General features: G+C 73.2%; 11 protein-coding genes. 4 read left to right on the top strand and 7 right to left on the bottom strand.

Features of this window, described 5'->3' with window-relative positions:
- Window positions 1-161: 161 nt before the first annotated feature.
- From ACFWE1_RS03370 to ACFWE1_RS03355, 4 genes are all read left to right on the top strand, one after another.
- Window positions 162-1148 carry a Gfo/Idh/MocA family protein gene (locus ACFWE1_RS03370; RefSeq protein WP_376932122.1) on the top strand — a complete coding sequence of 329 codons (987 nt, stop codon included), beginning with the start codon at window positions 162-164 and terminating at the stop codon, window positions 1146-1148.
- Window positions 1149-1232: 84 nt separating this feature from the next.
- Window positions 1233-2714, top strand: a complete 1482-nt coding sequence (locus ACFWE1_RS03365; RefSeq protein WP_376932121.1) for a D-alanyl-D-alanine carboxypeptidase/D-alanyl-D-alanine-endopeptidase — start codon at window positions 1233-1235, stop codon at window positions 2712-2714.
- A gap of 73 nt (window positions 2715-2787) precedes the next feature.
- Window positions 2788-3372 (top strand): isochorismatase family protein, encoded by a 585-nt coding sequence (locus ACFWE1_RS03360; RefSeq protein WP_376932120.1) that lies wholly within the window; start codon window positions 2788-2790, stop codon window positions 3370-3372.
- The gene (locus tag ACFWE1_RS03355; RefSeq protein WP_376932119.1) at window positions 3369-4196 is read left to right on the top strand and encodes an alpha/beta hydrolase; all 828 of its coding nucleotides are present in this window, start codon (window positions 3369-3371) and stop codon (window positions 4194-4196) included. Before ACFWE1_RS03360 ends, ACFWE1_RS03355 begins: the two co-directional genes overlap by 4 nt.
- A 125-nt stretch (window positions 4197-4321) precedes the next feature.
- On the opposite strand, the gene hpaD is transcribed toward ACFWE1_RS03355, so the two are convergent.
- The 7 genes from hpaD to ACFWE1_RS03320 form a co-directional block, all read right to left on the bottom strand.
- Window positions 4322-5464, bottom strand: a complete 1143-nt coding sequence (gene hpaD, locus ACFWE1_RS03350) for a 3,4-dihydroxyphenylacetate 2,3-dioxygenase (protein WP_376932118.1) — start codon at window positions 5462-5464, stop codon at window positions 4322-4324.
- A 41-nt stretch (window positions 5465-5505) separates the two neighbouring features.
- Window positions 5506-7044, bottom strand: coding sequence for a 5-carboxymethyl-2-hydroxymuconate semialdehyde dehydrogenase (hpaE, locus tag ACFWE1_RS03345; protein WP_376932117.1), 1539 nt, complete (start codon window positions 7042-7044; stop codon window positions 5506-5508).
- A 62-nt stretch (window positions 7045-7106) separates the two neighbouring features.
- Window positions 7107-7775, bottom strand: a complete 669-nt coding sequence (locus ACFWE1_RS03340; protein ID WP_376932116.1) for a GntR family transcriptional regulator — start codon at window positions 7773-7775, stop codon at window positions 7107-7109.
- On the bottom strand, window positions 7772-9301 hold the full coding sequence (locus tag ACFWE1_RS03335) for a fumarylacetoacetate hydrolase family protein (protein ID WP_376932115.1): 1530 nt from the start codon (window positions 9299-9301) through the stop codon (window positions 7772-7774). Before ACFWE1_RS03335 ends, ACFWE1_RS03340 begins: the two co-directional genes overlap by 4 nt.
- A gap of 66 nt (window positions 9302-9367) precedes the next feature.
- A complete protein-coding gene (locus ACFWE1_RS03330) occupies window positions 9368-10264 on the bottom strand; it encodes an HpcH/HpaI aldolase/citrate lyase family protein (RefSeq protein ID WP_376932114.1) in 897 nt (298 codons plus the stop codon).
- Window positions 10249-11034: a 2-oxo-hept-4-ene-1,7-dioate hydratase gene (hpaH, locus tag ACFWE1_RS03325; protein WP_376932113.1), complete on the bottom strand. Its 786-nt coding sequence runs from the start codon at window positions 11032-11034 to the stop codon at window positions 10249-10251. The genes ACFWE1_RS03330 and hpaH overlap by 16 nt, the downstream gene beginning before the upstream one ends.
- Before the next feature lie 168 nt (window positions 11035-11202).
- Window positions 11203-12867 carry a thiamine pyrophosphate-binding protein gene (locus ACFWE1_RS03320; RefSeq protein WP_376932112.1) on the bottom strand — a complete coding sequence of 555 codons (1665 nt, stop codon included), beginning with the start codon at window positions 12865-12867 and terminating at the stop codon, window positions 11203-11205.
- Window positions 12868-13014: the final 147 nt, after the last annotated feature.

Genomic DNA, 13014 nt, shown 5'->3' with positions numbered 1-13014 from the left:
AGGCCCGGGATCGCCGGGCCGTTCGCACGTTCCCGCGGAGGACGGGAATGCCCTGCACGCTAGGCGAGCCCGCCCGAATCCGCAGCCTCCCCGATCTGGGGGCAGGGGCGGAGCCGGCGGTCGTGGGCTCTGCCGAGGGCGGGCGGGCCTAGGCTTTGTCCATGACCGATCGACTCCGCTGGGGCATCCTCGCGACGGGTGGCATCGCCCGCCTCTTCACTGCCGACCTGAAGCTCGCCGGCTTCGACGTGCGCGCCGTCGGCTCGCGGAGCGCGGCGTCGGCCGCCGCCTTCGCGCAGGAGTTCGGCATCCCCACGGCGCACGCGGGGTACGAGGCCCTGTACGCGGACCCGGAGGTCGACGTCGTCTACGTGGCGACGCCGCACCCGCTGCACGCGGAGAACGCCGTCGCCGCGCTGGAGGCCGGCAAGCACGTGCTCGTCGAGAAGCCCTTCGCCCTGAACCGTACCGAAGCCGAGCGCATCCGCGACGCCGCCGAGGCCAACGGGCGGCTCGCGCTCGAGGCGATGTGGACGCGGTACCTGCCGCACATGGTGCGCATCCGCGAGCTGATCGCCGCGGGCGCGCTGGGCGAGGTGCGCTCGCTCATCGCCGACCACACGCAGCTGCTGAGCGACGACCCCGCCCACCGCGTCAACGCGCTCGAGCTCGGCGGCGGCGCCCTGCTCGACCTCGGCATCTACCCGATTTCCTTCGCGTGGGACCTCTTCGGGGAGCCCGCTGCCATCCGCGCCTCCGCCGTGTTCAAGGCGACGGGCGCCGACGCGCAGCTCGCGACGATCTTCCAGTACCCGGGCGGGCAGATGGCCACCACCTACTCCGCGAGCGACACCCAGGGCCCGAACCGCGCCGCGATCATCGGCACGGCCGCGCGCATCGAGATCGACGAGGTCTGGTACGCGCCGACCACCTTCCGGATCGTCGCGGCCGACGGCAGCCTGCTCGAGACCTTCGAGTCGCGGGTCGAGGGGCGGGGCATGCAGTACCAGGCCGCGGCCTTGGAAGCGCTCGTCGCGGCTGGCCGCCTCGACGGCGGGGAGGTGCTGCCGACGGCCGAGACGGTGGGGATCATGGGCACGCTCGACGCGATCCGCGCCGAGATCGGCCTGCGGTACCCGGGGGAGTGACGCGCTCGCCGCACACGGTCGCCGCACCGCGGTGCTGAGCGGCGCCCAGGAAGCATGGAGGCATCCCCTCCGTAGAATGCCCGGGTGAACGAGCGGACGGATGACGCGAGCGCGCCCGAGGGCGCGAGTGCGCCGCCTGCGCCCGCACCCGGCGGCCTGCTGGGCCGGGTGCGCGCCGTCCTCGGCGCCCACCGGCTCGCGACCACGGTCGGTGCCGGAGCGCTCGGCCTGCTCCTCCTCGGCGGCGGGGCGCTCGCCGTGGGCGCCGCGATGCGCACGCCGCCCGCGCCCGTCCGAGTCGCCGCCGCTGCGGAACCGGCCCCGAGCGCCGAGCCTCGACCGAGCCCCGATACCGCTGCGGCGGCCGTCGCGCTCCGCACCTGCTCGGTCGCCGAGCTCGCGGCCGACCCCCGGCTGGCCGAGCTGCAGGCTCAGGTCGTGAACGCGGGCAGCGGCGAAGTGCTCTTCGACCGGGGCGGCTCGACCCCGTCGCGCACCGCGAGCGTCATGAAGGTGCTGACCTCGGCGGCCGCCCTCGCCGTCCTCGGCCCCGACTACCGGGCGACGACGACCGTCGTGAAGGGCGCGGAGCCCGGCACCGCCGTGCTCGTCGGCGGGGGAGACGTCACGCTCTCGCGGACCCCGAGCGGCGACGAGGGCGTCTACCCGGGCGCCGCGCACCTCGACGACCTCGCCGCACAGGTGCGCGCCGCCTGGGACGCGGACCCGGCGAACCCGCCGCTCACCCGGCTCGTGCTCGACGCCAGCTACTTCGGCGGCGAGGAGTGGCAGCTGAGCTGGAACCTCAAGGAGCGCGACGACGGCTACATGTCGAACATCGCGGCGCTCATGGTCGACGGCGACCGGGACGACCCGTATTCGAACACCTCGTTCCGCAGCGACGACCCGGTCGGGCGCGCCGGGCAGGCGTTCGCCGACGAGCTCGGCGGCATCGAGACGATCGAGCGGGGCACCGCGCCGGCGGGAGCGGCGCAGCTCGGCGCGGTCTCGTCGCCGACGGTCGCGCAGCTCGTCGACAAGGCCCTCGTCGTCTCCGACAACACCGTGGCCGAGATGCTCGCGCGGCTCGTCGCGATCCAGACCGGTGCGGGCAACGGCTTCGACGCCATCAACGCCGGCGTGCTCGAGGGCCTCGCCGGCTACGGCGTCGACACCGCGGGCCTCGTGATCGTCGACGGTTCCGGTCTCTCCGACGACAATGCGGTGCCGCCCGCCTACCTCACCCGGCTGTTCCAGAAGATCGCGGCGCGCGAGGGACAGCTCGGCGTGCTGCTCGACGCGCTGCCGATCGCGGGGGAGCGCGGCTCGCTCTCCTACGACGATCGCTTCACGGGCGACAACGCGGTCGCCGACGGGCAGGTCATCGCGAAGACCGGATGGATCGACACCGGCTACACGCTCGCGGGCGTCATCCACGCCGCGGACGGCGCGACCCTGACCTTCGCGATCTACGCCCTCGGCGATGTCTCCGACGACGCGAAGCAGGCCATCGACACGCTCGCGACCGGCTTCTACCGCTGCGGGGCGCAGCTGTCCAACCGCTGACCGGGCCCGCGCCCTCGGCCCCGGAGCCCCCGGAGGGGTGCCGCAGCACGGCAGCGAGGGCACAATGGAAGACATGACGAAGGCGCTGTTCATCATCGACGTGCAGAACGACTTCACCGAGGGCGGGGCGCTCGGCGTCGACGGCGGGGCCGCCGTCGCGGCGGGGGTCACCGAGTACCTCGCCGCGCATCGGAACGAGTACGAGCTCGTCGTCGCCTCGCGTGACTGGCACGACGGCGACAGCGACAACGGCGGCCACTTCGCCCGCGATGCGGCGCCCGACTTCGTCGACACCTGGCCGGTGCACTGCGTGGCCGGCACGCTCGGCGCCGAGTACCACCCCGCGCTCGACGTCGCCGGGGTCGACGTGCACATCCGCAAGGGGCAGGGCGAGCCCGCCTACTCGATCTTCGAGGGCACCGACGAGGCGGGCCGGGGCATCGCCGAGATCCTCGCCGAACGCGGCATCACCGGCGTCGACGTCGTCGGCATCGCGACCGACTACTGCGTGCGGCAGAGCGCGCTCGACGCGCTCGAGCACGGGCAGCAGGTGCGCGTGCTCACGGGGCTCGTCGCCGGCGTGGCGCCGGAGTCGTCGGCGGCGGCGCTCGCCGAGCTCGGCCACGCCGGCGCCGAGATCGTCGCGGCGGACGCGTGAGCCCGGCCCTGCCCGGCGCGGCGGGGCCCGCCCTGCACGCCGAGGCCGAGGACGGCGCGCTCATCGCCTACCGACGCGCATCGGCCGCGGCGCCGTCCGACGGCGTCGCAGCGCTCCCGCCCGTGCTCTTCGTGCACGGCTTCGGCGCCGACGGCGCGATCACCTGGCAGGGCACCGGCTGGGTCGAGGCACTCACGCGGGCCGGTCGCGAGGTCGTGACGGTCGACCTCCGCGGCCACGGCGACAGCGACGCCCCGCTCGAGCCGGCCGCCTACCGCGCCGAGGTGCAGGGGGCGGACCTCGCCGCCGTGCTCGACTCGATCGGCGCCGGGCGCGCCGACGTCGTCGGCTACTCGCTCGGCAGTCGGATCGCGGCCGCCCTCGCCCGGCGCGAGCCCTCGCGGGTGCGGCGCATCGTGATCGGCGGGGCGGGGCCGCAGGAGCTCTTCGCGAGCTGGGACCTCGTGCGGGCCCGGCAGCTGCTGCTCGACGCCGAGGCGGAGCGGGCCGGCGCCGGGCCGGATGCCTCGGCCGGCACGCCGGAAGACGCGGTCATGCGGGCGGTGCTCGGCACGGCCCTCCGCTCCGGAGCCGATCCTGAGGCGCTGCTCGCCTGCGTCGAGGGGGTCGCCGGCGCGCCCCTGGAGCTGCCGCCAGGGCTTCCGGCGATGCTCGTCGCGGGGGCGCTCGACCCGGTGCCCCGTGGCGCCGCCGAGCTCGCCCGCGAGTGGGGCGCCGAGTACCTCGAGATCCCCGGCCGGGACCACGTCTCGACGCTGACGTCGCGGACCTTCAAGGACGCCGCCATCCGCTTCCTCGGCTGACGCCGCCGCACAGCCCCGCACGCGATTCAGGAACATCCGCCCGATATGCGGGAACGCCGCCCGGCGGATCCCCGGGAAACCGGGGGACCGCCGGACGGCGTTCCTGAGTTGCGCGAGACGGCGGCTCAGAGGGTGTTGCCGAGCTTGAAGCCCTGCTCCTCATCGCCCTTCCGCGTGTACGAGAAGCCGTCGGCCCCGATCGTGACCTCCATCTCGCTGTCGTCGGTGCGGGCGACCACGGGCTTGGGCTTGCCGTCGAGGTCGAGCACCAGCGAGGCATCCGTGTACCAGCTCGGCACGACCGGGTTGCCCCACCAGTCGCGGCGCTGGTTGTCGTGCACGTCCCAGGTGACCACCGGGTTGTCGGGGTCGCCGGTGTAGTAGTCCTGCGTGTAGATCTCGACGCGGTGGCCGTCGGGGTCGCGCAGGTACAGGTAGAACGCGTTCGAGACGCCGTGGCGACCCGGTCCGCGCTCGATCGCGTCGGAGCGGCGCAGCGCGCCGAGCTTGTCGCAGATCGCGAGGATGTTGTGCTTCTCGTGCGTGGCGAAGGCGACGTGGTGCATGCGCGGCCCGTCGCCGCCCGTCATCGCCGTGTCGTGCACCGTGGGCTTGCGACGCATCCACGCCGCGTAGACCGTGCCCTCCTCGTCCTGGATGTCCTCCGTGACGCGGAAGCCGAGCGACTGCATGAAGTTCACGGCGCGCGGCACGTCGGGAGTGACCTGGTTGAAGTGGTCGAGGCGCACGAGCTCGCCCGGCGTGTGCAGGTCGTAGCGCCACGACAGCCGCTCGACGTGCTCGGTCTGGAAGAAGAACTCGTAGGGGAAGCCGAGCGGGTCCTCGACGCGCACCGAGTCGCCGATGCCCTTCGTGAAGCCCTCGGCCCGGCGCTCGACGCGGCAGCCGAGCTCCGTGTAGAACGCCACGGCCTTGTCGAGGTCCTCGGCCGTGCGCACCCGGTAGGAGAACGCGGCGACCGCGGCGACGGGGCCCTGGCGCAGCACGAGGTTGTGGTGGATGAACTCCTCGGTCGAACGGAGGTAGATCGCCTCGTCGTCCTCCTCGGTGACGTACAGCCCGAGCACGTCGACGTAGAACACGCGGGAGGCCGCGAGGTCGGTCACGATGAGCTCCATGTACGCGCAGCGCAGGATGTCGGGAGCGGGCGCCGAGGGCGTCGGCACCGGGTTGTCGCTGTGGATCGGGGCCTCCTGGCTCACGTAGAAGCCGGAGGAGGTGAGGGTCATTTCGTCGCGGTGGGTCATGTCAGCGTCCTTGCCTGGGGTGGAGTCTGGGGCGGGGCCGGTCAGCGGGGGTCCGGGTCGTCGAGCTCGGATGCCTCGTGGACCTCCTGCTTGCCGAACGTCGGGTTGTGCGGGGCGCCGAGCGTGATGTGCACGCTCTGCTGGTCGGTGTAGAAGTCGATCGAGCGGTAGCCGCCCTCGTGGCCGAGGCCCGAGGCCTTGACGCCGCCGAACGGGGTGCGCAGGTCGCGCACGTTGTTCGAGTTCAGCCACACCATGCCGGCCTCGACCGACTGGGCGAAGTTGTGCGCGCGCTTCAGATCGTTCGTCCAGATGTAGGCGGCGAGCCCGTACTTCGTGTTGTTCGCGAGGGCGAGCGCCTCCTCCTCCGTGTCGAACGGGGTGATCGCGACGACCGGGCCGAAGATCTCCTCCTGGAAGATGCGGGCGTCGGGCGAGACGTCGGCGAAGACGGTGGGGGCGACGTAGTTGCCCTCGGGGAAGCCCTCGGGGCGTCCGCCGCCCGCGACGAGCCGGCCCTCGCGCTTGCCGAGCTCGACGTAGCTCATCACCTTCTCGTAGTGCTCGGGGTGCACGAGCGCGCCGACCTCGGTGGCCGGGTCGTGCGGGTGGCCGACCTTCACGCGCTTCGCCTGCGCCGCGTATCGCTCGACGAACTCGTCGTACACGTCGCGCTGCACGAGGATGCGCGAGCCGGCGGTGCAGCGCTCGCCGTTCAGGGAGAAGACGCCGAAGATGCAGGCGTCGATCGCGACGTCGAGATCGGCGTCGGCGAACACGACCGCCGGGCTCTTGCCGCCGAGCTCCATCGAGAGGCCCTTCAGATACGGCGCGGCGTTGCCGAAGATGAGCTGCCCGGTGCTGCTCTCGCCGGTGAAGGAGATGAGCGGCACGTCGGGGTGCTTCACGAGCGCGTCGCCGGCGTCCTCGCCGAGACCGTTCACGAGGTTGAAGACGCCCTTCGGCAGCCCGGCCTCCTCGAAGATGCCGGCCCAGAGCGAGGCGGAGAGCGGGGTGAACTCGGCAGGCTTTAGCACGACCGTGTTGCCGGTCGCGAGGGCGGGGCCGAGCTTCCACGACTCGAGCATGAACGGGGTGTTCCACGGCGTGATGAGGCCCGCGACGCCGATCGGCTTGCGGTTCACGTAGTTCATCTGCCGGCCGGGCACCTTGAAGGCGTCGTCGGCCTGGGCGACGATCAGGTCGGCGAAGAAGCGGAAGTTCTCGGCGGCGCGGCGGGCCTGGCCGAGCGCCTGGGTGATCGGCAGGCCCGAGTCGAAGGACTCGAGCTCGGCGAGCCGGGCGTCGCGCGACTCGACGAGGTCGGCGATCTTGTGCAGCACGCGCGAGCGCTCGCGGGGGAGCATCCGCGGCCAGGGGCCCTCCTGGAAGGCGCGCTTCGCGGCGGCGACGGCGCGCTCGACGTCGGCCTTCTTGCCCGCAGCGGCGTGCACGTAGGTCTCGTTCGTGACGGGGTTCAGCACCTCGAACGTGTCGCCGTCGAGCGAGTCGACGAACTCGCCGTCGATGTAGTGCTGGATCTTCTCCGGCAGCTCGGCCGGGCGGTACGCGTCGGTCATGCGGTTCTCACCTTCATCGTGTCGTGGCACCGGGCCGGGAACGGCGGCGGCGCCGGTGGGGCTCAGGGGGTCGGGGTGTGCGCGTGCTGCTCGGCCTGGTAGGCGAGCACGGCGTCGAGCGTGGCGGTGCGGTGGCCGCGGGCGGCCAGCTCGATCTCGATCGCGGCGGCGCCGTCCTCGATGAGCCGGAGGATCGCCTCGTGCTCGTCGACGGAGGACTGCGCGCGGCCGGGCACGAAGCTGAACGAGGAGTCGCGCAGCACCTTCATGCGGTTCCAGCCGCGGTGGACGAGGTCGAGGATGTGCGGGTTCGGGCACTCCTCGAAGAGCACGGCGTGGAACTCGAGGTTCAGCGCCGTGAAGCGGTGCGGGTCGAAGGCGTCGAGGCTCTCGCGCATCCGCTCGTTCACGGCGCGGGCGCGGGCGAGGTGCTCGGCCGTGAGCGTGGGGGCCGCGAGGGCGGTCGCCGCGCCCTCCACGAGGGCGAGGGTCTGCATGGTGTGCAGGTACTCGGTCTCCTGGATGAGCGCGACCTGGGCGCCCACGTTGCGCTCGAAAGTGACGAGTCCCTCGGCCTCGAGCAGGCGGATCGCCTCGCGCACGGGCACGACGGAGACGCCGAGCTCGCGGGCGATCGTGCCGAGCACGAGCCGGAAGCCGGGCACGTAGCGGCCGTCGTCGATGCGCTCGCGGATGAAGCGGTACGCCTGCTGCGCCTTGCTCTCGTTCATCGGGCGTCCGTCTCGGTGGTCGGCTGCGCGGAGCGGCTCGCCTCGTACTTCGCGCGCCACTCGGCGTTCATGGGGAAGAGGCCGTCGACGGATGCCCCGGCGGCCACCTGCTCGGCGACCCAGGCGTCCTCGCGCTCCTGCGCGGCGGCCTCGGCGGCGACCTCGGCGGCGATGGCGGCGGGGATGACGAGCACGCCGTCGCCGTCGCCGACGATCACGTCGCCGGGCTGCACGGCGGCGCCGCCGCAGGCGATCGTGACGTCGGTCTCCCACGGCACGTGGCGGCGGCCGAGCACGCTCGGGTGCGGGCCCTGCGAGAACACGGGGATCTCGAACTCGGCGACGGCGTCGAAGTCGCGCACCCCGCCGTCGGTGACGATGCCGGCGGCGCCGCGCACCTGGGCGCGCAGGGCGAGCACGTCGCCCACGGTGCCGGTGCCGCGCTCGCCGCGGGCCTCAACGACGAGCACCTCGCCGGGGGCGACCTGGTCGAAGGCGCGCTTCTGGGCGTTGAAGCCGCCGCCGTGCTCCTTGAAGAGGTCGGGGCGGAAGGGGATGAAGCGCAGGGTCTTCGCCGTGCCGACGATGCGGTCGCCGGCGTGGTTCGGGAAGACGCCCTCGATGAAGACGTCGTGGTAGCCGCGCTTGCGCAGGGCCGCGGAGATCGTCGCGACCGCGGCCTGCGAGAGCAGTTCGCGCACTTCGGGGTCGAGAGCGGCGGGCGCGGCGGCCTCGCGCACGGCGGCGGCGGAGTCGGGTGCGCTCGCGCGACCGTCGGCGACTGCGGCGAGCAGCTCGGCCTCGCTGCCCCAGGCCTCGAGGCGCTGGTCGTCGTCGATGGCGGGCTTCGTGCCGAAGTCGCCGAAGGCGTGCTCGCCCTGGGTCACGGTGGTGACGAGCCGGCCGGTGCTCGGCGCGCCGGGCGCGGCGGGGGCGTCGACCTCGACCTCGACGACGTCGCCCGGCACGACGACGGAGGAGCCGGCCGGCGTGCCCGTGAGGATCACGTCGCCCGTCTCGAGGGTGAGGTGCTGGGAGAGGTCGGCGACGAGGCGGCCGAAGGGGAAGAGGAGCGTGTCGGAGGTGTCCTCCTGCACGAGTTCGCCGTTGACCCAGGTGCGGACGCGCCATCCGTCCTGCCCGGCGACCGAGGCGGGGATCGCGGCCGGGCCGATCGGCGTGAAGCCGTCGCCGCCCTTGTTGCGCACGTTCGAGCCCTTGTCGGCCGAGCGCAGGTCGTAGACGCCGAAGTCGTTGGCCGCCGTCACGGCGGCGATGTGCGACCAGCCGTTCTCGGGGGAGACCCAGCGCGCGGGCGCGCCGATGACGATGGCGATCTCGCCCTCGAAGGCGAGCAGTTCGGTGCCGGCGGGGCGTTCGATAGTGCCGCCGGTCGCGGCGAGGGAGGAGGCGGGCTTGAAGAAGTAGCTCGGCTGGGCGGGGGTGCGGCCGCGCTGCGCGGCCCTCGACGGATAGTTGAGGTGCACCGCGATGATCTTGCCCGGGGTGGGGATACCGAAGGTCATTGACATCCTCGTCTCGTTGTATCTGAAATGATATACGATCTGGCGACGCGGCGGAAGGGCCGGCGCTCAGTAGCTCTCGCGGCGTGCGCTCGTGTCCGAGGCGGTCGCGCCGGAGGCATCCGCGCCGTCGCCGGTCCGGTCGTTCGCGGGGTGCGCCCCGATGAAGCGGTCGGCGAGCGCCTCCGAGGCGCGCGCCAGGATGGCGACGTCGGCGCCGACCGCGGCGAACGCCGCGCCCTCGGCGAGATAGCGGTCGGCGTCCGCCGGGACGAAGGCGTTGATGCCGGCCGGCTTGCCGGCCGCGCGGGCGGCCCGGATCGCGGTCAGCGCGGCGTCGACGACGTCCGGATGGCTCGGCTGGCCGAGCAGGCCCATCGAGCCCGCGAGATCGGCCGGCCCGACGAAGATGGCGTCCACGCCGTCGACCGCGAGGATCTCGTCGACGTTCGCGACCGCGGCCGCCGACTCGATCTGCACGATCAGGCTCACCGTCTCGGAGGCCCGGCCGAGGTAGCCCTCGATGCGGTTCCAGCGGGACGAACGGGCGAGCGAGGCCCCGACGCCGCGCGCCCCGTGCTCGGCCGGAGCGGCGCCACCTCCGGCCGGCCCCGGGTAGCGCGCGGCGCGGACGAGCTCACGCGCCTGCTCGGCGGAGTCGACCATCGGCACCAACAGGTTCTGCACGCCGAGGTCGAGGTATTGCTTGATGAGCACGGGGTCGCCGATCGGCGGCCGCACGACGGCCGAGACCGGGTAGGCCGACATCGCGTAGAGCTGGTGCAGGATCGACTGCAGCTCGTTGGGGGAGTGCTCGGCGTCGAGGAGCACCCAGTCCACCCCGCTGCCCGCGGCGATCTCGGCGACGATCGGGCTGGCCGAGCAGACCCACATGCCGATCTGCGGGCGGTCGGCCGCGGCGAGGCGGGACGAGAACGTCTGCGGCGCGTTCATTCGAATCGGCACGTGATCGCCCCCAGCTGGCCGTAGTCGGCGTGCACGGTGTCGCCGCGCTCGACCCACATCGGACGGGTGAACGAGCCGGCGAGCACGATCTCGCCCGCCTCGAGCGATTGCCCGTGCTGCGCGAGCTTGTTCGCGAGCCAGGCGACGCCCATCGCGGGGTGGCCGAGCACGGCCGCGGCGACGCCCGACTCCTCGATCGTCTGGTTGCGGTACAGGAGGGCCCCGACCCAGCGCAGATCCAGCTCGTCAACCTTGACCGGGCGACCGCCGAGCACCATGCCGCCCATCGCGGCGTTGTCGCTGATCGTGTCGACGATCGTGCGGCCCTCGAGCTCGATGTGCGAGTTCAGGATCTCGAGCGCCGGCACGACGTAGGCGGTCGCGTCGAGCACGTCGAAGATCGTCGCGTTCGGGCCGGAGAGCGGCTTCGCGAGCACGAAGGCGAGCTCCACCTCGATGCGCACGTTCGAGAAGCGGTCGAACTCGACCGTCGCGCCGGACTCGAACACCATGTCGTCGAAGATCACCCCGTAGTCGGGCTCGGTGATGCCCGTCGCGACCTGCATCACCTTCGAGGTGAGGCCGATCTTGCGGCCGACGAGGCGGGCGCCGGCGGCGGCGCGCCGCTCGGCCCAGAGCTTCTGCACGGCGTACGCGTCCTCGACGGTCATGCCGTCGTGGCGGGCGGTGAGCCGCGGCACGATGCCGCGGTCGCGATCGGCGATGAACAGTTCGTCGGCGATCGCCTCGATGGTGGACTGGTTCAGCACGCGGGCTCCACTTCCTCGTCGGGCGCTTGGGTTGATCGTATACGATCCCGCGGCTCCCGCGCGAGGCCATCCACAACTCAGGAAGCCTCGCCGGCGTGCCCGGTTGCGGCGCGGGTCGCCCGAAGCGACGAACCGCATAACCGCCACATGTTCCTGAGTTGTGCGAGGTCAGCGGGAGTTCACGCGGATGATCTCGTGCTGGTAGGGGGCGATCACGTCGCCCGAGATGCGGCAGTCGAGGAGCAGGAACGGGCGCTCCGCCGTGGGGCGGGCGGCCCAGTCGGCGAGGGCGTCGAGCTCGGCGAGCTCGCGCACGACGACGCCCTCCGCGCCGAACGCGCGCGCCGCGGCCGCGAAGTCGGTCTCGGGGATGCGCATCGGGCCCTCCGCGAGTCCCTTCAGGCCGTAGAGGTTCACCTCCGCGCCGTAGGCGGCGTCGTTCCAGACCACGGCGACGCCGCGCCCGCCCGCCGTGCGGATCGCGGTCTCGAGGTCGGCGATCGCCATCAGCCCGCCGCCGTCGCCCGTCGTGAGCACGATCGTGGACTCGGGTCGGGCGGCCGCCGCACCTGCGACGCTCGGGAAGCCCTGCCCGATCGACTGGAACGCGGTGCCGACCATCATCATCCGGTCGGGCGCCGCCACCGGCCAGTACATGTTCGCCCAGCCGATGAAGTGCCCGCCGTCGGAGACGACCACCCGGTCCTCGGGCAGCAGCTCGGCGATCCGGCGGGCCGCGCTGCGGGGGTCGAGCCGGCCGTCCGGTGCGGCGGCCTCGCCAGGCTCGTAGGCCCGGGCGGCCGCGACGTCGACGCGCTCCCGCCAGCCGTCGGGGCGCACCGGCTCGCCCGTGACGGCGACGAGCTGCGAGACGAGCTCGCGGGCGACGAGCCCCGCGTCGCCGCGCACGTAGCCGCCGACGTTCGGGTGGGTCGCCGCCGGGGCGACGTCGATCTGGAACACGCGCGTGCCCGGGGCGAACAACTCGCCGAAGCGCATCGTGAACTGGTTGAGCGACGCACCGAAGACGACGGCGACGTCGGCCTCGCGGACGAGCGCCATCGCGCCGTCGGCGCCGAAGCCGCCGGTGACGCCGAGGTCGAAGCGCGCCTCGGGGAAGACGCCGCGGCCGAGCGCGGTGGAGGCGGTGAGCGCGCCGGCCGCAGCCGCGAGTTCGCCGAGCGCCTCGCCGGCGTCGGCGAGCCAGGCGCCGCGGCCGGCGAGGAGGAACGGCCGCTCGGCCCCGGCGAGCGCGCGGGCGATCTCGCGCAGCTGGCCGTGCGCGAACTCGCCGGCCGGGGCGATCGGCGCCGGCAGGGCGGGGGAGGGCGCCTCGGCGAGGGGGCCCGCCTCGGCGGCGGCGACGTCGTAGGGGATCGCGAGCACGACCGGCAGTCGGTACTGCAGGGCGTGCTCGATCGCGATGACCGTGGTCGCCGCGGCATCCGCACGGCCGACCGTATAGGTGCGCGCGCCGACCGCGGAGGCGAGCGCGATCTGGTCGACGTCCCAGGGGCGGGGGCCCGAGGTGGGCTCGTCGCCGACGACGAGCACGAGCGGCACGCGCGCCTGCGCGGCCTCGGCGAGCGAGGTGAGGGTGTTGGTGAAGCCGGCGCCGTAGGTCGAGGTCGCCGCGGCGAGGCGCTTCGAGGCGCGGTAGTGGGCGTCGGCGGCGACGACGCCGCCGGCCTCGTGGCGCACCGCGGTGAACACGGCGTCGGTCTCGCGCTCGATCGCGTCGAGGAAGTAGGCGTTGCCGTTGCCCATCACGCCGAAGACGTGGCTGACGTGGGCGGAGAGGGCGTGGGCGACGTGGGAGGAGACGGTGGGCATGGGGCGGCCTTTCGAGACGCGACGGACGGATTCCGTATGTGTCTCGCAACCGACGCCGGCATCGGCTCGCTTCGTGCCCATTTTTCGAGCACCGGCGCGGATGGCGCGCCTGGACGCATCGAGTATACGGCGACGAGCGGATGCTGC

Origin of the sequence: Agromyces sp. NPDC060279 (assembly GCF_042726785.1) — a bacterium.
In the GTDB taxonomy this organism is placed as follows: domain Bacteria; phylum Actinomycetota; class Actinomycetes; order Actinomycetales; family Microbacteriaceae; genus Agromyces.
The sequence above is the reverse complement of the archived record's forward strand: the minus strand, read 5'-3'. Positions and strand labels throughout refer to the sequence as shown.